The sequence below is a fragment of the Bacillus sp. B.PNR1 genome, assembly GCF_030386235.1.
Lineage (GTDB): Bacteria > Bacillota > Bacilli > Bacillales > Bacillaceae > Bacillus > Bacillus stercoris.
Window position 1 is genome coordinate 402,477 of record NZ_JANYMN010000002.1, and the last position, 20,217, is coordinate 422,693.

General features: G+C 46.3%; 19 protein-coding genes. 15 read left to right on the forward strand and 4 right to left on the reverse strand.

Annotation, left to right across the window (positions count from 1 at the left end):
• Nucleotides 1-18: 18 nt before the first annotated feature.
• The 6 genes from narJ to NZD81_RS13410 all read left to right on the forward strand — a co-directional run bounded on the left by narJ (nt 19) and on the right by NZD81_RS13410 (nt 5,954).
• Nucleotides 19-573, forward strand: coding sequence for a nitrate reductase molybdenum cofactor assembly chaperone (gene narJ / locus NZD81_RS13385; protein WP_136653878.1), 555 nt, complete (start codon nt 19-21; stop codon nt 571-573).
• Entirely contained in the window at nt 570-1,241 is a 672-nt protein-coding gene (gene narI, locus NZD81_RS13390; protein ID WP_014665753.1) for a respiratory nitrate reductase subunit gamma, read from the forward strand. Before narJ ends, narI begins: the two co-directional genes overlap by 4 nt.
• A gap of 129 nt (nt 1,242-1,370) precedes the next feature.
• Nucleotides 1,371-2,000, forward strand: a complete 630-nt coding sequence (locus tag NZD81_RS13395) for a YitT family protein (RefSeq protein WP_282373764.1) — start codon at nt 1,371-1,373, stop codon at nt 1,998-2,000.
• Between the two features lie 101 nt (nt 2,001-2,101).
• The gene (gene cls / locus NZD81_RS13400) at nt 2,102-3,604 is read left to right on the forward strand and encodes a cardiolipin synthase (RefSeq protein WP_136653876.1); all 1,503 of its coding nucleotides are present in this window, start codon (nt 2,102-2,104) and stop codon (nt 3,602-3,604) included.
• A gap of 88 nt (nt 3,605-3,692) precedes the next feature.
• Nucleotides 3,693-5,420 (forward strand): ABC transporter ATP-binding protein, encoded by a 1,728-nt coding sequence (locus NZD81_RS13405; RefSeq protein WP_282373763.1) that lies wholly within the window; start codon nt 3,693-3,695, stop codon nt 5,418-5,420.
• 9 nt (nt 5,421-5,429) lie between these two features.
• Nucleotides 5,430-5,954 (forward strand): dihydrofolate reductase family protein, encoded by a 525-nt coding sequence (locus NZD81_RS13410; RefSeq protein ID WP_095432249.1) that lies wholly within the window; start codon nt 5,430-5,432, stop codon nt 5,952-5,954.
• 42 nt (nt 5,955-5,996) lie between these two features.
• Here NZD81_RS13410 and NZD81_RS13415 read toward each other — a convergent pair whose 3' ends face one another.
• The 3 genes from NZD81_RS13415 to cls (NZD81_RS13425) all read right to left on the reverse strand — a co-directional run bounded on the left by NZD81_RS13415 (nt 5,997) and on the right by cls (NZD81_RS13425) (nt 8,521).
• Entirely contained in the window at nt 5,997-6,269 is a 273-nt protein-coding gene (locus NZD81_RS13415) for a hypothetical protein (protein WP_014665748.1), read from the reverse strand.
• Nucleotides 6,270-6,349: 80 nt separating this feature from the next.
• Nucleotides 6,350-7,312: a UV DNA damage repair endonuclease UvsE gene (uvsE, locus tag NZD81_RS13420; protein ID WP_136653873.1), complete on the reverse strand. Its 963-nt coding sequence runs from the start codon at nt 7,310-7,312 to the stop codon at nt 6,350-6,352.
• A gap of 12 nt (nt 7,313-7,324) precedes the next feature.
• Nucleotides 7,325-8,521: a cardiolipin synthase gene (gene cls, locus NZD81_RS13425; RefSeq protein ID WP_282373762.1), complete on the reverse strand. Its 1,197-nt coding sequence runs from the start codon at nt 8,519-8,521 to the stop codon at nt 7,325-7,327.
• 155 nt (nt 8,522-8,676) lie between these two features.
• On the opposite strand from cls (NZD81_RS13425), the gene NZD81_RS13430 reads away from it, so the two are divergent.
• The 4 genes from NZD81_RS13430 (at nt 8,677) to pyrG (ending at nt 14,483) form a co-directional block, all read left to right on the forward strand.
• On the forward strand, nt 8,677-10,794 hold the full coding sequence (locus NZD81_RS13430; RefSeq protein WP_282373761.1) for a heterodisulfide reductase-related iron-sulfur binding cluster: 2,118 nt from the start codon (nt 8,677-8,679) through the stop codon (nt 10,792-10,794).
• On the forward strand, nt 10,791-11,930 hold the full coding sequence (acdA, locus tag NZD81_RS13435; RefSeq protein ID WP_136653870.1) for an acyl-CoA dehydrogenase AcdA: 1,140 nt from the start codon (nt 10,791-10,793) through the stop codon (nt 11,928-11,930). The genes NZD81_RS13430 and acdA overlap by 4 nt, the downstream gene beginning before the upstream one ends.
• A gap of 182 nt (nt 11,931-12,112) precedes the next feature.
• Entirely contained in the window at nt 12,113-12,634 is a 522-nt protein-coding gene (gene rpoE, locus NZD81_RS13440; RefSeq protein ID WP_014665742.1) for a DNA-directed RNA polymerase subunit delta, read from the forward strand.
• A 241-nt stretch (nt 12,635-12,875) separates the two neighbouring features.
• Complete coding sequence (gene pyrG, locus NZD81_RS13445; protein ID WP_014665741.1) at nt 12,876-14,483, forward strand: glutamine hydrolyzing CTP synthase; 1,608 nt, start codon at nt 12,876-12,878, stop codon at nt 14,481-14,483.
• A gap of 82 nt (nt 14,484-14,565) precedes the next feature.
• On the opposite strand, the gene NZD81_RS13450 is transcribed toward pyrG, so the two are convergent.
• Complete coding sequence (locus NZD81_RS13450) at nt 14,566-15,087, reverse strand: DUF2529 domain-containing protein (RefSeq protein ID WP_014665740.1); 522 nt, start codon at nt 15,085-15,087, stop codon at nt 14,566-14,568.
• A 165-nt stretch (nt 15,088-15,252) separates the two neighbouring features.
• Between NZD81_RS13450 and spo0F the strand changes: the two genes are divergently transcribed.
• From spo0F to glpX, 5 genes are all read left to right on the forward strand, one after another.
• Complete coding sequence (gene spo0F / locus NZD81_RS13455; protein ID WP_003227621.1) at nt 15,253-15,627, forward strand: sporulation initiation phosphotransferase Spo0F; 375 nt, start codon at nt 15,253-15,255, stop codon at nt 15,625-15,627.
• A 180-nt stretch (nt 15,628-15,807) separates the two neighbouring features.
• Entirely contained in the window at nt 15,808-16,665 is an 858-nt protein-coding gene (locus NZD81_RS13460) for a class II fructose-bisphosphate aldolase (RefSeq protein ID WP_003243339.1), read from the forward strand.
• A 120-nt stretch (nt 16,666-16,785) separates the two neighbouring features.
• Nucleotides 16,786-17,424, forward strand: a complete 639-nt coding sequence (gene fsa / locus NZD81_RS13465) for a fructose-6-phosphate aldolase (RefSeq protein ID WP_014665739.1) — start codon at nt 16,786-16,788, stop codon at nt 17,422-17,424.
• Between the two features lie 378 nt (nt 17,425-17,802).
• A complete protein-coding gene (locus NZD81_RS13470) occupies nt 17,803-19,092 on the forward strand; it encodes a UDP-N-acetylglucosamine 1-carboxyvinyltransferase (protein ID WP_014665738.1) in 1,290 nt (429 codons plus the stop codon).
• A gap of 30 nt (nt 19,093-19,122) precedes the next feature.
• A complete protein-coding gene (glpX, locus tag NZD81_RS13475) occupies nt 19,123-20,088 on the forward strand; it encodes a class II fructose-bisphosphatase (protein ID WP_040081539.1) in 966 nt (321 codons plus the stop codon).
• Nucleotides 20,089-20,217: the final 129 nt, after the last annotated feature.

The window sequence follows — 20,217 nt, forward strand, 5'->3', positions numbered from 1 at the left end:
TAAATGAGGTGTAACAAGATGAACACCACAGACCGGCAAATCACGTTCTCTGCTCTTTCCTGTCTTCTCTCTTATCCGGATGAAGAGTGGAGAGCCGAGCTTCCCGATTGGAAGGCTCTTATCCATGAAATCGGCAACCGGCAAATCCGGGAGAAGTTGCTGTACTTTTTCGAGACGTCAGCCAGCTTTTCTCCGGAAGCGCTGATAGAACACTATGTCTATACATTCGACTTCGGGAAAAAAACAAATATGTATGTCACCTACTTTAACTCAGGCGAGCAAAGGGAACGCGGCATCGAATTGCTGCATTTAAAAAACACCTATCAGCAATCCGGTTTCCTGCCGACAGAGAAGGAACTGCCAGATTACCTGCCAATGATGCTGGAATTTGCCGCAGTTGCAGAAATTGAAGCAGCGAGAAGTGTGTTTGAGAAGTATCTGTCAAATGTAAGGGAGCTGGCATCCCGCCTCGAAAAAAATGACAGCATATACGCTGAGCTGCTGCACGTGCTGCTGGCCGCGCTGGAAAACCTCGGCGTTCGTGAAAGCATTGAAGGGACTGTTCAGGCATGAACGGACAGATCCTCTGGGGCGTGATGCCATACATTGTATTGACGATCTTTATCGGCGGCCATATTTACCGCTACCAGCATGACCAATTTGGCTGGACGGCGAAATCAAGCGAGATGTTAGAAAAGAAAAAACTTGCGGCGGGCAGCACTCTTTTTCATTGGGGACTGCTGTGCGTTGTCGGCGGGCATGTCATGGGAATTCTGATCCCGGAAGGCGTATATGGTGCAATTGGCATTTCAGAGCACATGTATCACAAAATGGCGATTGGTGCAGGCCTGCCGGCGGGGATTGCGGCATGTACCGGACTTGTCATCCTGACGTACAGACGGCTGTTTGACAAAAGAATCCGCAAAACCAGCTCGCCATCGGATATCCTTACGCTCATCCTGCTGCTTTTCATGATGCTGTCGGGTGTTGCGGCCACGTTTCTCAACATTGATTCAAAAGGCTTTGATTACCGGACAACAGTCGGGCCGTGGTTCAGGGAAATCGTTTTGTTCCGGCCTGACCCCTCGTTGATGGAGAGTGTCCCGCTATGGTTTAAGTTTCATATTGTGATAGGCTACGTTGTTTTTATCCTGTGGCCGTTTACAAGATTGGTTCATGTGTTCAGTCTGCCGCTCAAGTATCTGACTCGAAGCTATGTCGTGTATCGGAAACGCTCGTAAAAATCCCCCTTCAAGAGGGGGATTTTTTTATCTTGATGAAAACATAAGATATTTTCTGCCAAGGTAATGGCTGGGCGGCAGGCAGTCTTGTTATGTTTGTAATGCATCATCTGAAAAGGAGAGTGAAGAATGAAGCGGATTTTACTCATTTTAATGGCTTGTGTTATGACAAGCGCCGGAATCCTGACACTCAGACATTCTCATGTATTAACCGGCGGCACGGCTGGACTGTCACTAAGCCTGACATACTTGTTTCACTCCTCGTTTGCCATCACCTTCTTTCTGATCAATATCCCGTTTTATGTGTTTTCTCTCATCAGAATGGGCATCAAATTCTCGCTATCCACCGCATTTGCAGTCACAGCGCTGACTCTGTTCACAAGCGCGGATCACTGGCTGCCGTCTGCCTCTTTTTCACCGCTTGCCGGGGCGATTTGCGGCGGGGCGCTGATCGGGCTCGGCCTGTCGCTCATGTTTTACCATCAGGCTTCACTCGGCGGTGCCAATATACTTGCTTTATATCTGCAAAAACGATACGGCTGGAACCCCGGGACAGTTAATTTTCTCTTCGATTTTGCCGCAGTGCTGGCCGGCATTTTCTCAGTCGGCTTGCTGAAAGGGCTCTGCTCCTTAGTTTCCATCGCGGTCACGGGCCTGATCGTCGGCTTCTTCAAAAATAAAATCAAAAGCAGCTACTCCCTCAAGCCGAATATGCTCAAGAACATGACACCCGGCCAATCTCAGGAAGCCTCACCATAAGCCTTTCCGCTTTTTGCGGTGAGGCTTTTTGCATAGAAGGTTTACAGACTAGAAAAAAGAGGTAATACAGAGGTAATCGAATCAGATAGGAGAGAATTAGGATGCTGAAAAGGAGACTGGAATTTTTCTTTTTATATATGATGCTCATCGGGGCATATGTCATATGGTTTTTTCCGGTTTCCAGACTTGAGTTTTACGGAGGATTGCTTTGCTATATAAGCATTATTTTGTTCAGCATCTATTCATTAATTCTTGAAAACCGCACCTCGCAGCACACGCTGTTATGGATCCACATTCTTGTCTTTTTTCCAATCGTCGGCTACGTGTTTTATCTCTTTTCCGGACAGCTTTATGTAAAGGGAAAGCTGTTTAAGACAAAACGAATGTACAACAGGGAGAAGCTCAGGAAGCTGTTTGACAAGGAGGAAACGCCCGAAGTGACAGGGCTGAAGGACAATCAAGAGAGGTTCTTTACATATTCCATCAGGGCTGCCCATATGAATATCAATACGAAAAGCAAGATCAAAGTGCTGAAAAACGGCGAAGAAACCTTTCCTGAACTTTTCAAAGCGATGAGAAAAGCGGAGTCTTACATACATATTGAATACTACATGTTTAAATCAGACATGCTTGGGCGCGGCATGATGGACATTATGATGGAAAAAGCGCGCCAGGGTGTCGAGGTGAGGTTTTTATACGATGCGGCAGGGAGCATGAAGCTGGCAAGAAGAGACATTATGAGAATGAAACAAGCGGGAGTGAATATCGTTCCGTTCTCTCCGCTGAAATACGGGTTCTTCAACCAGAAGCTGAATTTCAGAAATCACCGGAAAATTGTGATCATCGATGGGAAAATCGGTTTTGTGGGCGGATTAAACGTCGGGAAGGAATATATCAGCCGGGATCCGCACATCGGGTTTTGGAGAGACACGCACCTTAGGCTGGAAGGAGAGATTGTGCAAACGCTTCACGCTATCTTTATGCTGGATTGGGAATACGTCTCCAATGAAGTGTTAATTGATCAAGAGGAGTACAATACCCCTGTGCCCGTGGAGGGAGGGGGCATTTATCAAATTGTCGCGACAGGCCCTGACATGAAGGAGAGCATGAGCGACCTATACTATGAAATGATTTCTTCCGCACAGAAGTCAATCTGGATCGCCACGCCCTATTTTGTCCCCAATGAATCCATTCGCACAGCGCTGAAAGCAGCAGCGACAAAAGGCGTGGAGGTAAGGGTTATGGTGCCGGAGAGGAACGACAGCTTTTTGACCCAATACGCGTCGAGGTCCTATTTCCCGGAGCTGCTTCTTGAGGGTATTGAAGTGTACTCCTACCAAAAAGGCTTCATGCATCAAAAAGTCATGATCATTGATGGCGATCTCGCCTCCGTCGGCACGGCGAATATGGACATGCGCAGCTTTCAGCTCAACTTTGAAGTGAATGTGTTCTTTACGGATGCTGAAGCGATTCGCACCCTCGAGGCCCATTTTGAAGAGGATATGCAGGAAAGTGAAAAGCTCAGCCCTGTCGGCTTTTATAAAAGAGGCGTGGCTGACCGGACAAAAGAGTCATTTGCCCGCTTGTTTTCAGGGGTTCTGTAAGAAAAAAGAAATCTGATCTTTCAAAACGGCCTGTGTATAGTATAATTGAGAAATATTATCAGTTATTTATACATTGGGGGAAGATAGGGTGCTGCGGCAATTTTTTTCATATTATAAACCATATAAAACGTTGTTCTTTCTCGACTTTTTCTCAGCGATCGCGGGAGGTTTAATGGAGCTTAGCTTTCCTTTGATCGTCAATTATTTTATTGATACCTTGCTGCCGGGCAGGGACTGGGGGCTGATCATCGCGACCTCAATCGGCTTATTTGCGGTGTACGCGCTCAGCTCGGCTCTTCAGTATATTGTGACCTACTGGGGGCACATGCTCGGAATTAATATCGAGACGGATATGAGAAAGTCGCTTTTTGACCATTTGCAAAAGCTCCCGTTTAAATTTTACGACAACAACAAGACGGGAACACTGATGTCGAAGCTGACGAACGATTTAATGTATATCGGTGAAGTTGCCCATCACGGTCCGGAAGACTTATTCATTGCCGTCATGACCATACTCGGTGCGTTCGGAGTGATGCTTTTTATTAACTGGCAGCTGGCATTATTAACGTTTATCATTATGCCGATCGTCATTTGGCTGGCGCTTTATTTCAACAAAAAAATGACCAAAGCATTTACCACACTGAACAAAGATATCGGGGACTTCAGCGCGCGGGTAGAAAATAATATCGGCGGGATCCGGCTTGTGCAGGCGTTCGGCAATGAAGCGTTTGAAAAAGAACGCTTCGCCGTCAACAACCAGCGTTTTCGTGTCACAAAGCTTTCTTCCTACAAAATCATGGCGAAAAACGGTTCAATCAGCTATATGCTGACCAGGTTTGTCACGCTGTTTGTCCTTTTGTGCGGGACGTGGTTTGTTATTCGCGGCTCCTTATCGTACGGGGAATTTGTGGCGTTTGTGCTCCTGACGAATGTGCTGTTCAGGCCTATTGACAAAATTAATGCCATTATTGAAATGTATCCGAGGGGGATCGCCGGCTTCAAAAGCTATATGGAACTCATGGAGACCGAGCCGGATATTCAGGATTTACCTGATGCGAGAGATGTTTCCGGCCTGAAGGGCAATATCCGCTATGAACATGTTTCGTTTGGCTATGATGACCATCACAACGTCCTCAATGACATTAACCTATCCATTCAAGCGGGGGAAACGGTTGCGTTCGTCGGTCCGTCAGGTGCGGGAAAATCAACGCTTTGCAGCCTGCTTCCGCGTTTTTATGAAGCATCGAAGGGCGACATTACAATTGACGGCATCAGCATAAAAGACATGACGCTTTCTTCATTGCGCGGGCAAATTGGCGTCGTACAGCAGGACGTTTTCTTATTCGCGGGTACGCTTAGAGAAAATATCGCCTACGGCCGATTAGGCGCATCAGAAGAAGACATTTGGCAGGCTGTGAAGCAGGCGCATCTGGAAGATCTCGTCCATAGCATGCCGGATGGATTGGATACTATGATTGGCGAACGCGGCGTGAAGCTTTCCGGCGGGCAAAAACAACGTTTGTCAATTGCGCGGATGTTCTTGAAAAATCCGTCGATCCTGATTCTCGACGAAGCCACCTCAGCCCTTGATACGGAAACGGAAGCGGCGATCCAAAAGGCGCTTCAAGAGTTGTCCGAGGGGCGCACGACGCTCGTCATCGCCCACAGGCTGGCGACAATCAAAGACGCGGACAGAATTGTAGTCGTTACAAACAATGGGATTGAAGAACAAGGCCGTCATCAAGACCTGATCGAAGCCGGAGGCCTATACAGCAGGCTGCATCAAGCGCAATTCGGGCAAATGGTGCAGCGATAGGGGGAGAACATGGACAGAAAAAATGTGCTGTACATTGCTGTTTCATTGGACGGAATGATCGCAAGAGAAGATGGAAGCATCGATTGGCTGGAGGAATTTGAAGGTGAAGGCGACAACGGCTACAGTGATTTTTATCAGACTGTTGATACAGTCATTTTAGGGCGGAGCACATATGAGCACGTTAAAGTGCTAACCCCCGTTTTCCCGTATCAGGGTAAAACCTGCTATGTTTTTACAGGATCACCCGACAGTTATCAGGATGAACATGTGACGTTTATCAATGAGGGAGCCAGAGTCTTCACTGACCGTTTGAAACAGGAAAAAGGCTTAAACATCTGGATAGCTGGCGGGGCAGAGCTGGTGAATGCCTTTATGAAAGAAGATGCCATCGACGAATTCATCATCACCGTTATTCCGGTTGTGTTAGGAAGCGGCATCCCGCTGTTTCAAGAGCTAACGAACGAAACAAAGCTGCGGCTAAAAGGGATGAAACAATTTGGACAAGCGGTTCAGCTCCATTATGTAAGATCATAAGAAAAAGGATAGACAAGATGTCTATCCTTTTTATATGTAAATTTAAAGCGCTTCTCTTTCAGCAGGCTCGATGAGATTTTGGAATTTCTCAATCAGCTGTGGCGCTTTTGTTCCTTCCACTACGATCAGATATTCCTTTTCGTTATGAGCCATGCGGAATGTTTCAAGCTCAATTAAGCTTTTGATTTTGCACATCGTTTTCTTTGAGTAAATATAAACCTCGTGACTTCCGGAATGGCACATTTTATAAAGATGAATCAAATTTCTTAAAGTAAATGCCTGTGCGGCTACTTTCAGAGACTTGATGTTTTTCATGATCTTTCTCCTCCATCGATTGTTGTCTTATATAGCCTATGTTCCCAGAGCGAGCAAGCCGTAAACCTGTTTTTGCACATTTATGACTTCCATTGCAGCGCGCCGCCGCCGATGCGTTTGACACCGCGGATGGAGCTTAATTCATCCATCAAGCGGAGAAGCGCCTTGTCTTTCTGCTTTGCTTCGATCATGAAATCTATATTTGTTCCCCATTGCCTAAAGCGTTCCAACAGCGGCAGCAAAAAGTTGGCGTCAACATAATCGGCATGGCTGCGCATGGCTTGCTCCGATTTTGGGGAAGACAAGTGAACCTTAGGCTGAAGGCCGATCCGCTCCCACGTTTTGATCATCCGGGGCAGCGCTTCATTCAGGTCGGCGTGATCATCTGGATTGGCGTAAAAATGATGAAAGTCAAAGACGAACGGAACATCCTCCTGCTCACAGACCTGAAGCGTTTCTTCCGTCGTATATGTTTTATCATCATTTTCAAGTGTCATCCGCTGCTTGATCTCCTGTGGCAGCTGTTTTATATTGTGATGAAATTGTGCGGTCGCGGTGTCTTTATTGCCGTAAGCTCCGCCAATATGAATATTGATCACGGAGCGATCAGCAATGCCCATGGCTTCAAGCATACGGTAATGATACGCCATATCGGTTACCGCATTGTTTGTGACAGATTCCTTCGGGCTCGTAAACAGAGTGAATTGGTTTGGATGAAAGCTTGTTCGCAGTTGATGTGTTTTCACAAGCTCTCCAATCTCCCGAAACTCTTTTTGAAATGGTGTTACAAAATCCCACATCACCTCGGGGTGCGTAGCCAGCGGCACAATCGAACTGGAAAAACGGTACAAAGGAATGCCGTGTCCGATGATATAGTGAAGGGTTCTCATCGTATTGCGTAAATTGGCTTTTGTCACAGTCAGAAGCGCTTCTTTTCTTTCAGTCTTTGAAAGCTTTGAATAACGCGCGAATGTCAATGTTTTAGCGGGAGACGCATCCCAAAGGCTCATCGCATTTGAAACGAACCCGAATCTGAAAATCATAGGAACTCTCCTTTATAAGAAATAAGATAACGCCTTGCCGAGCCATTCCGCCGGTCGCTGCCTGAATGTGCGCTTGCTGAAATCCTCCATCGTCAGCAGCTCCGACTTTTTCATATCCTCCTCAATCGTGGCATAGACTTCACTTGTAAACGCTTCGTCATCAATTTCGACATTCACCTCTTCATTTAAAAACAGGCTTCGTTTATCGAAGTTGGCTGTTCCGATTATGCTGAGATGGTCGTCTATGATGACAGCTTTTACATGATAAAACCCTTGATAATAACGATAAATAAGACAGCCGGCATCCAAGAGCTCCGAATAATACGTAAAAGCCGCTTCTCTCACCAGCGGATGGTCTGATTTCATCGGTACAATGATTCTCACGGATACGCCGTTTTTTCTTGCATTGAGGAGGGCCTCTTGGAGCGGTTTTGATGGAATGTAATAAGGCGTGCAAACCGTAAGGCGATTCTTCGCTTGGGCGATATTGGCCAAGTATATGTTTTCAAGGGAATAACCGTCGGTCGCATAGATCTTGTGAGAAATATTCCCTTGCTGAAGCTTTGGCCAAACATCCGAACCCAATGCGATTCCGGTATTTCGTTTTAGATCGGAAGCAAAAAGCGTTTGAAGATCATGTACGCCTTCTCCCTTTATACGCAGATGATAATCCTCCCAATTGCCGAACTTCGCCTTCTTTCCAAGATATTCTTCGGCGATGTTAAACCCGCCGATATAACCGATTTTTCCGTCTATCACCGTAATCTTCCGGTGATTCCGCTTTTGCATGTGAAAAAAGAAAAAAGGAAAACGGGGACGATTCATCACATGGACATGGACGCCGGCATTTTGCATTGTCTGCAGCGCCGTTTTTTTAATTGCCCGGCAGCCCGCCCAATCCAGAAGCAAATAAACGGAGACGCCAGCCTGGGCTTTTGTTTTCAGCAGGGTATACATATTGTGGCTGACCTCATCATTTTTCATAATAAAAAACATCATGTGAACAGAAGAGGCGGCCTGGCGAATATCCTTCATCATCCGCTCAACGAGATCAGCGCCGCAGTGGATCAATTCGATGTCACTCTTCTTTTTTGAAAAAACAGGCTCGTACGCCTTCTTTCTGTATCCGGCACGGCCCATGAAGATATCAAGCAGAATCAAAGCAAAAAAAATAACGACAATGATCATAATCACGATAAATACCTTCATACCGGCACTCCTTTCCGTAGTAAAGGTAGTGTGCCCGAACAGCGGGAATTTAATTATTGACTGAACACTCATTCATTATTTATCATAAAGGTAATCTTATACAGATTCGGGGGTAGGGGATCGCGGTCTTTATCCAGTAAAAAGGGGGAATTGGAATGAGCGGCTTTCTCATCGCAAATGCATTATTATTTTTGATTGTAACCGCTTACGCTGTCTATTTGTTTGTGTACTTGGTCAAAACGAGACTGGCCTACATCAAGCTCGGCCAGAAAGAACAATTTGATCAACGGTTCAAGGAACGGCTTCGCGCCATATGGGTGAATGTATTCGGACAGAAAAAACTGCTCAAGGACAAGAAAAGCGGTATCATTCACGTCATGTTTTTCTATGGATTTATTTTGGTTCAGTTCGGAGCGATTGACTTTATCATCAAAGGACTGGCTCCCGGTCGAAATCTGCCGCTTGGACCGGTCTATCCCGCTTTCACCTTTTTTCAAGAAATTGTTACGTTTCTCATTTTAATTGCTGTGGGATGGGCATTCTACAGACGTTATATCGAAAAGCTCGTGAGGCTGAAACGCAATTTCAAAGCGGGACTCGTTCTGATTTTCATCGGAGGTTTAATGCTGACCGTTCTGCTTGGGAATGGGATGAATCTGATCTGGCATGAGCATGGGCTTTCTTGGAGCGAGCCAATTGCTTCAGGTATTGCGTTTATGCTTAGCGGAGTCGGGAAAACAGGTGCGGCAGTGATTTTCTATATCGCATGGTGGATCCATCTTTTGTTCTTGCTTAGCTTTTTAGTGTACGTGCCTCAGTCGAAGCATGCCCATTTAATCGCCGGCCCGGCAAATGTCTTTTTCAATCGAATGGAATCTGCCGGAAAACTTGAAAAAATAGATTTTACCGACGAAACGAAAGAAAGCTACGGAGCGGGTAAAATTGAAGATTTCAGGCAATCCCAGCTGCTTGACTTGTACGCGTGTGTCGAGTGCGGCCGCTGCACCAATATGTGCCCTGCAACAGGCACCGGAAAAATGCTGTCTCCGATGGACTTGATTTTGCGTCTCAGAGACCATCTCACGGAAAAAGGCGCCGCCGTCACCTCGCGCTCGCCATGGGTGCCCGCGGCAGCGTTCCAACATACGAGAGGCAATCAGCTGGCCGCAGCGTCAGCGGGCAGCGGGTCGCAGGAAGCCGCAGCAGCGCTGGATTACAATCCAAGCTTGATCGGCGACGTCATCACAGAGGAAGAAATTTGGGCATGCACCACTTGCCGAAACTGTGAGGATCAATGCCCGGTCATGAATGAGCACGTGGATAAAATCATCGATCTCCGCCGCTACCTCGTACTGACTGAAGGAAAAATGGACAGTGACGCCCAGCGCGCGATGACTAGTATCGAGCGGCAGGGAAATCCGTGGGGACTCAACCGCAAGGAACGCGAAAACTGGCGTGACGCGGCGCCGGATGCTGAGATACCGACCGTGAAAGAAATGAAAAAAGAAGGAAAAGAGTTTGAGTACCTTTTCTGGGTTGGTTCCATGGGGTCCTACGACAACAGAAGCCAGAAAATCACGATTTCCTTTGCCAAGCTGCTCAATCACGCAGGCGTGTCCTTCGCGATCCTCGGCAATAAAGAAAAAAATTCAGGAGACACGCCGCGCCGCCTCGGAAATGAATTTTTGTTCCAAGAGCTGGCTGAGAAGAATATTTCTGAATTTGAAAAAAATGATGTCAAAAAAATCGTTACGATCGATCCCCATGCATACAATTTATTTAAAAACGAATATCCGGATTTCGGATTTGAAGGCGAGGTTTATCATCATACAGAGGTGCTGGCCGAGCTTGTAAAAAACGGAAAGTTAAAGCCGCAGCACCCGCTTCATGAGACGATTACCTTCCATGATTCGTGCTATTTGGGCCGGTACAATGAAGTCTATGATCCGCCGAGAGAGATTTTGAAAGCCATTCCGGGCGTGCAGCTGATTGAAATGGAGAGGAACCGGGAAACCGGCATGTGCTGCGGAGCCGGCGGGGGATTAATGTGGATGGAGGAGGAAACGGGCAACAGGATTAACGTCGCCAGGACTGAGCAAGCGCTCGCAGTCAACCCATCGGTGATCAGTTCCGGCTGTCCGTACTGTCTCACGATGCTTGGGGACGGCACAAAGGCGAAGGAAGCCGAAGACCAAGTCAAAACATACGACGTCGTCGAGCTTCTGGCTCAATCCGTTTTAGGCGCTGACCTGAAAATGGGGGAGAAGGAATGAATTTTTCATTATCAGAAGAACACGAGATGATACGAAAATTGGTGCGCGATTTTGCGAAACATGAGGTGGCTCCGACAGCGGCAGAACGAGACGAACAAGAACGCTTCGATCGCGAACTGTTTCGGGAAATGGCAAATCTGGGGCTGACGGGAATTCCGTGGCCTGAAGATTACGGTGGAATCGGGAGTGATGATTTGGCCTACGTCATCGCGGTGGAGGAGCTGTCAAAAGTGTGCGCCTCCACCGGTGTGACGCTTTCCGCCCATATCTCTCTTTGCAGCTGGCCGCTGTTTGCCTTTGGGACGGAGGAACAGAAGACAGAGTACTTAACACAGCTGGCCCTAGGAGAGAAAATCGGCGCATTCGCTTTGACCGAACCAGGGTCCGGCTCTGACGCCGGCGGCATGAAAACAACTGCTGAACGAATCGGCGATGACTATGTGTTAAATGGTTCAAAAGTGTTTATCACAAACGGCGGTGTTGCTGATATTTATATTGTTTTTGCAGTCACCGATCCCGAGAAAAAGAAAAAAGGCATTACCGCTTTTATAGTAGAAAAGGATTTTGAAGGATTTTTTACAGGCAAGAAAGAAAAGAAGCTGGGCATCCGTTCTTCACCGACAACGGAAATCATGTTCGAAGATTGTGTAGTCCCTGCATCAAACCGTCTCGGAGAAGAAGGAGAAGGCTTCAAAATCGCGATGCAGACGCTTGACGGAGGCAGAAACGGCATTGCCGCACAAGCCGTAGGTATCGCTCAAGGGGCGCTTGATGCGGCGCTTCAATATGCAAAAGAGCGAAAGCAATTCGGAAAAGCGATCGCTGAGCAGCAGGGCATCGCTTTTAAACTCGCGGATATGGCTACAATGATAGAAGCTTCAAGGCTACTGACCTATCAGGCTGCATGGTTAGAATCATCAGGCCTTCCATATGGAAAAGCTTCCGCCATGTCCAAACTGATGGCTGGAGATACGGCGATGAAGGTGACGACTGAAGCCGTGCAGATTTTCGGCGGCTACGGCTATACAAAAGATTACCCAGTAGAACGTTATATGCGTGATGCGAAAATCACGCAAATCTATGAAGGCACTCAAGAAATTCAAAGACTTGTCATCTCCAGAATGCTCGCGGATTAACGGAAAACATCTCTCAGTCGGATCACTCTTGTAAAATTATTTAAATTAACGCTGTTAAGGGTAGCATATTCTGTTTTATTTTGTTTATAATGAGAGGTATGGTTTGTATAAGAACGATACAAAATCGCTTTCATTATTGATAAAACAGATACATATAAGTAATAGAAAGGGAGTGTCCGACCTTGGGTATCAAACAATATTCACAGGAAGAGCTAAAGGAAATGGCTTTAGTTGAAATCGCTCACGAATTATTTGAAGAACATAAAAAACCAGTTCCTTTTCAGGAGCTTTTAAATGAAATTGCATCTTTGCTCGGCGTGAAAAAAGAAGAGCTTGGAGACCGCATCGCTCAATTTTATACAGATTTAAACATTGACGGCCGCTTCCTGGCGCTTTCTGACCAGACGTGGGGGCTTCGCAGCTGGTATCCCTATGATCAGCTTGACGAAGAAACACAGCCGACAGTCAAGGCGAAAAAGAAAAAAGCGAAGAAAGCAGTCGAAGAAGATCTTGATCTTGACGAGTTTGAAGAGATCGACGAAGACGACCTTGATTTGGATGAAGTTGAGGAAGAACTCGATCTTGAAGCCGACGATTTTGACGATGAAGATCTTGACGAAGACGACGACGATCTTGAGATCGAAGAAGATATTGTTGATGAAGATGATGAAGACTATGATGATGAAGAAGAGGAAATTAAATAGTATCAGATTTCATCTTCAAAACGATCTTGACTTTCATAGTCGAACTATGTAGTATGTATTTTGGGCTCTTCAAAAACGAAGAGAGAACATAGTACGTTATGCTCCCTTTCAAGAAATTGAAAGGGAGCTTTCTTATTTTCACCCCTCATTTTTCTTATAAATCATTTAAAAGGCTAAATGATTTTTTATAAAATAGTACATTTTAAAAATGTAGCTAAGAGCGAAGAGAGGAGCAAACGAAATGACGAAATATATTTTTGTAACCGGGGGAGTTGTATCCTCACTTGGAAAGGGTATTGTAGCAGCTTCATTAGGACGTTTGCTGAAAAACCGCGGACTGAACGTGACGATTCAAAAATTCGATCCATACATCAATGTTGACCCGGGAACAATGAGCCCGTACCAGCACGGTGAAGTATTCGTAACGGATGACGGCGCTGAAACAGACTTGGACCTTGGTCACTATGAGCGTTTTATCGACATCAACCTGAATAAATTCAGCAACGTGACAACAGGTAAAATCTATTCTACAGTTCTTAAAAAAGAACGCCGCGGAGATTACCTTGGCGGAACCGTACAGGTCATCCCGCACATCACAAACGAATTGAAAGACCGTGTTTACCGCGCAGGAAAAGAGACAAACGCAGATGTCGTTATTACAGAAATCGGCGGTACTGTCGGAGACATCGAATCATTGCCATTCCTTGAAGCAATCCGCCAAATGAAGAGCGACATCGGCCGTGAAAACGTAATGTACATCCATTGTACGCTTGTCCCTTACATTAAAGCTGCTGGGGAATTAAAAACAAAACCGACACAGCACAGCGTAAAAGAATTGCGCAGCTTGGGCATTCAGCCAAACATCATCGTCGTTCGTACAGAAATGCCGATTTCTCAAGATATGAAAGATAAAATCGCGCTATTCTGCGACATCGATACAAAAGCGGTTATTGAATGTGAAGATGCGGACAACCTCTACTCCATTCCGCTTGAGCTTCAAAAACAAGGGCTTGATAAGCTTGTTTGCGAGCACATGAAATTGGCATGCGAAGAAGCGGAAATGTCCGAGTGGAAAGAGCTTGTTAACAAGGTCAGCAACCTGTCTCAAACGATTACAATCGGCCTTGTCGGCAAATACGTTGAGCTTCCTGACGCATACATTTCTGTTGTCGAGTCCCTTCGCCATGCGGGCTATGCGTTTGACACAGATGTAAAAGTGAAATGGATCAACGCGGAAGAAGTGACAGAAAACAATATCGCAGAACTCACAAGCGGAACTGACGGCATCATTGTGCCGGGCGGATTCGGAGACCGCGGTGTTGAAGGCAAAATCGTCGCAACAAAATACGCGCGCGAAAACAATATTCCGTTCTTGGGCATTTGCTTGGGCATGCAGGTGGCGTCTATTGAATACGCACGAAACGTATTGGGCTTAAAAGGCGCTCACTCAGCGGAAATTGATCCGTCAACTCAATACCCGATCATTGACCTTCTTCCTGAACAGAAGGATGTTGAGGATCTCGGAGGAACGCTTCGTCTCGGCCTTTACCCTTGTAAGCTTGAAGAAGGCACGAAAGCCTTTGAAGTGTATCAGGATGAAGTGGTGTACGAGCGCCACCGCCATCGCTATGAGTTTAACAATGAATTCAGACAGCAAATGGAAGAGCAAGGCTTCGTATTCTCAGGCACAAGCCCTGACGGACGCCTTGTTGAAATCATCGAGCTGAAAGACCACCCTTGGTTCGTGGCTTCTCAGTTCCACCCAGAGTTCAAGTCAAGACCGACAAGACCTCAGCCTCTATTTAAAGGCTTTATCGGAGCGTCTGTCGAAGCTGCGAATCAGAAGTAACAAAAAAAGACTTGCCGTTTGTCAAAAGCGGGCAAGTCTTTTTTATTTGTTTCCGGCAAGATCAAGCATGTACAATAAGATATTATGCATACTCTTGCAGAATTTCTTTTAGGGTAAACGATAAAGCGTGATAGACATACAGTGCCGTCATTAAAGAGGGAAATCCGTAACGGGTGCCGTCTTCATCGGGAACAAGCGGCATTTTTAATTTAGAATCAATATGCACATCACAATACTGTTCTATTCCCGCGCTATCTTTGGCTGCGGGCGAAACGCATACGACTCCCGCGCCTTTTTCATACAGCTCTTTTGCGAGCGCCTGCTCTTCGGCTGTGCCCGGCCCCGAGCAAAACATCAGCACCCTGTCGCTTTCTGTCACTTCTTCAGCGCTTTCCGGAAAGGCTTTGACAGATGGAAAGGGTTCTTTGCTTTCAGTGGCCTCATAAAAGACGCCCTGAAGCTCATTCGCTCCGTATAAATAAATGGAATGCCCGCTGATCACCGCTTGAGCAAGCAGCCGCGCCCCATCTTCAATCGCGTCAGATTCCTTATCCTGAATGCGGGAAAAAATACCTGTTAACTGCGTCGTAAATATTTTCAACATAAGTGAATCCTCCTTTATAACGTACAATATCAGTATACAACAAAAGAGAAAATGCTCAGAAAATGTCGTAAAGTAGACTATTATAATTAAAGGAAATAGGAAAATCAAACAGAATACATACACTACTGCTTACTTTTGACGAAAATCATAATATTGGGGTGTAAAATGATGAATGAAAAAATTTTAATCGTTGATGATCAATACGGCATTCGTATTTTGCTTAATGAAGTGTTCAATAAAGAAGGCTACCAGACGTTTCAGGCTGCAAACGGCCTGCAGGCGCTTGACATTGTGACAAAAGAACGGCCCGATCTTGTGCTTTTAGACATGAAAATTCCCGGCATGGACGGAATCGAAATCCTAAAACGGATGAAGGTCATTGACGAAAACATCCGGGTCATTATCATGACGGCATACGGAGAGCTCGACATGATCCAGGAATCAAAGGAATTGGGCGCTCTGACGCACTTTGCAAAGCCGTTTGACATCGACGAAATTAGAGATGCCGTCAAAAAATATCTGCCCCTGAAGTCTAACTGACAAAAAGAAGAAACAAATGAATGATGTCATTGTGTTGCCGATTTGTCGAAAAGTTGGTATCCTAGTTATGGAGAAAAAGCGATCTGAGTATTTACATATGACAGCAATATATGGGTCATGCTAGGGTGGAAAGCTTTTTTCGCTAGAAGACAATCAGGCTACATAAGGAGGACATTCGACATGCCTTTAGTTTCTATGACGGAAATGTTGAATACAGCTAAAGAAAAAGGGTACGCTGTAGGACAATTTAACTTAAACAACCTTGAGTTTACTCAAGCGATTTTACAAGCAGCTGAAGAAGAAAAATCTCCAGTGATCCTTGGTGTTTCCGAAGGTGCGGGACGCTACATGGGCGGCTTCAAAACAGTCGTTGCTATGGTAAAAGCACTTATGGAAGAGTACAAAGTGACAGTTCCTGTTGCGATTCACTTAGACCACGGTTCAAGCTTTGAATCTTGTGCGAAAGCGATTCATGCAGGTTTCACATCTGTAATGATCGACGCTTCTCACCATCCATTTGAAGAAAACGTAGCAACAACTGCTAAAGTTGTTGAGCTTGCTCATTTCCACGGAGTATCTGTAGAAGCTGAGCTTGGAACAGTCGGCGGACAAGAAGATGACGTTATCGCTGAAGGCGTAATCTACGCTGACCCTAAAGAGTGCCAAGAGCTTGTTGAGCGCACTGGCATCGACTGCCTTGCACCTGCATTAGGTTCTGTTCACGGCCCTTACAAAGGCGAACCAAACCTTGGCTTCAAAGAAATGGAAGAAATCGGGAAATCAACTGGTCTTCCGCTAGTTCTTCACGGCGGTACTGGAATTCCGACTGCTGACATCAAAAAATCAATTTCACTTGGTACAGCTAAAATCAACGTGAATACTGAAAACCAAATTTCTTCTGCAAAAGCTGTTCGTGAAACATTGGCAGCTAAGCCTGACGAGTACGATCCACGTAAATATCTTGGACCAGCTCGTGAAGCGATCAAAGAAACAGTTATCGGTAAAATGCGTGAATTTGGTTCTTCAAACCAAGCTTAATTCAATTGGAACTTTTTATAGCCGCCTGACAGCTTGACAGGCGGTTTTCCGTCTATCTATAGAAAGCGTAATCATATCTCACAGTTCAGAAAATTTCTTAATCAGGGAGGCTTTTTGAAAATGTTATTCTTTGTTGATACAGCCAATATCGATGAAATTAAAGAAGCGAATGAATTAGGAATTCTCGCCGGTGTTACGACGAACCCTAGTTTAGTAGCAAAGGAAGCTAACGTATCATTCCACGACCGTCTTCGCGAGATTACAGACGTCGTGAAAGGGTCTGTAAGCGCAGAGGTTATTTCTTTGAAAGCTGAGGAAATGATCGAGGAAGGAAAAGAACTGGCGAAAATCGCTCCGAACATTACGGTCAAAATTCCAATGACGTCTGACGGTTTAAAAGCGGTGAGAGCACTTACTGACTTAGGCATCAAAACAAACGTTACATTGATCTTCAATGCCAACCAGGCGCTTCTTGCTGCAAGAGCGGGGGCGACGTATGTATCTCCATTCCTGGGACGTTTAGATGATATCGGCCACAACGGGCTTGACCTGATTTCAGAAGTTAAACAGATTTTTGACATTCACGGACTTGACACGCAAATCATTGCAGCGTCTATCCGCCACCCGCAGCACGTGACAGAAGCCGCTTTAAGAGGGGCTCACATCGGCACAATGCCGCTGAAAGTCATTCATGCGCTCACTAAACACCCGTTAACAGACAAAGGAATCGAACAATTCCTTGCAGACTGGAACAAATAATGAAAGGGGCGGCAAACAGCTTTATGCCTGTTTGCCGCGGCCTTTGTTTTTCACCGACCTGATACAGCGGACCTTCAGATGCTGACGCCGCTTTACAGAGAAGGAATCATTGGGCTGCAGAAGCTGATATCGGAATGAAGGGTTTGCGTACTGCTTTTGCCGGATGAAGACGATGTCTCTTAAGCCGGCGGGTCTCTGTGCAACTTTTAAAACCTGTGCCCCGCAAAGCTTCGCTATTTTCTTCCTGATATTTTACAATGTGTTGTATTCTTTCTCTTCGAATTGGCTAGATTTTGGACATGAGCTTTATTTGCAGAGACAGAATAAAATGACATTTTATTTAGCTCCGCAGCTATCTTCTTATGGAAGGAGACTATCATGGAAAAGTTGAATATTGCCGGCGGTGACTCGTTAAACGGTACAGTACATATCAGTGGCGCTAAAAACAGCGCTGTTGCGTTAATACCTGCAACCATTTTGGCAAATTCCGAGGTGACAATTGAAGGGCTTCCAGAGATTTCAGATATTGAAACGCTGCGTGACCTGTTAAAGGAAATCGGCGGCAACGTGCATTTTGAGAATGGGGAAATGGTTGTTGACCCTACGTCGATGATCAGCATGCCGCTTCCTAACGGGAAAGTAAAAAAGCTTCGCGCGTCGTATTATTTAATGGGGGCGATGCTAGGCCGCTTCAAGCAAGCAGTCATTGGATTGCCTGGCGGCTGTCACTTAGGGCCCCGCCCGATTGATCAGCATATCAAAGGCTTTGAGGCGCTCGGAGCTGAAGTAACCAATGAACAAGGCGCCATTTATTTGCGAGCTGAAAGGCTGAGAGGCGCACGGATTTATTTAGATGTCGTAAGCGTAGGAGCAACGATTAACATTATGCTCGCCGCTGTTTTGGCAGAAGGGAAAACGATTATCGAAAACGCTGCCAAAGAGCCAGAGATTATTGACGTCGCGACATTGCTTACAAGCATGGGCGCCAAAATCAAAGGCGCGGGCACCAATGTGATCCGAATCGACGGCGTTCAGGAACTGCACGGCTGCAAGCATACGATCATACCGGACAGAATTGAGGCCGGGACATTTATGATTGCGGGCGCTGCAATGGGCAAGGAAGTCATTATCGATAACGTCATTCCCACTCATCTTGAGTCGTTAACGGCAAAGCTGAGAGAAATGGGCTATCATATCGAAACAAGCGACGACCAGCTTCTTATTGTCGGCGGGCAGAAGAACTTAAAGCCGGTTGACGTCAAAACCCTCGTATATCCGGGGTTTCCGACGGATTTACAGCAGCCGATGACGGCGCTTCTGACAAGGGCAAAAGGGACAAGCGTCGTTACAGACACCATCTACTCGGCAAGATTCAAGCACATTGATGAGCTGAGACGGATGGGTGCCAATATGAAAGTAGAAGGCAGATCCGCCATCATCACAGGTCCTGTCGAGCTTCAAGGCGCAAAAGTGAAGGCGAGCGATCTTCGTGCCGGAGCCTGCTTGGTGGTAGCCGGACTGATGGCTGACGGCGTCACGGAAATTACGGGACTGGAGCATATTGACCGAGGCTACAGCAGCCTTGAGAAGAAGCTTGAGGGGCTTGGAGCTACAATTTGGCGTGAAAGAATGACAGACGAAGAAATAGAACAGCTTCAAAATTCATAATGGTTTCTTGTGAGAGGAGATCGTGTTGAAATGGAAAGAAGTTTATCAATGGAATTGGTACGTGTAACCGAAGCTGCGGCATTAGCATCGGCGAGATGGATGGGCCGGGGAAAAAAGGACGAGGCTGATGAAGCGGCAACAAGTGCAATGAGAGACGTTTTTGATACAGTGCCGATGAAAGGGACCGTTGTAATCGGTGAGGGAGAAATGGACGAAGCGCCAATGCTGTATATCGGGGAAAAACTCGGAAACGGGTACGGCCCGCGCGTTGATGTCGCAGTTGACCCTCTTGAAGGCACAAACATCTTAGCAAGCGGCGGCTGGAACGCGCTGACGGTGATTGCGGTAGCAGACCATGGCACGCTGCTGAATGCTCCTGACATGTATATGCAAAAAATTGCAGTCGGTCCGGAGGCTGTGGGCTGCATAGATATTGAAGCACCTGTCATTGACAACCTTAAAGCGGTGGCAAAAGCAAAAAACAAGGACGTTGAGGACGTCGTTGCCACCATTTTAAACCGTGAAAGACACGAAAAAATCATTTCCGAGCTTCGTGAGGCCGGCGCCAGAATCAAATTGATCAATGACGGCGATGTCGCTGGCGCCATCAACACGGCTTTCGACCACACGGGCGTTGACATCCTGTTCGGATCAGGCGGCGCTCCTGAGGGTGTGTTATCCGCTGTCGCGCTAAAAGCGCTCGGCGGAGAAATCATTGGTAAACTTCTTCCGCAAAACGAAGAAGAAATCACACGCTGTCATAAAATGGGCCTTGATTTAAGCAAAGTCCTTCGCATGGAAGACCTTGTGAAGGGGGATGACGCGATTTTTGCAGCTACAGGGGTTACTGACGGCGAGCTGTTAAAAGGAGTTCAATTTAAAGGCTCTGTCGGAACAACTGAAAGCTTAGTTATCCGTGCAAAATCAGGCACTGTCCGTTTCGTTGACGGCAGACACAGCTTGAAAAAGAAACCAAATCTTGTAATCCGTCCATAACAAACAGAAAAAGCGGGTGAGAGCCCGCTTTAACTTTTGCAGAAAAGCGTCAACTCTATCAATTCCATGTCAAAACCTTATTTCAGTTGAATAATTTTTTGAAATAAGGTAAAAATAAAGAGTGCTGCG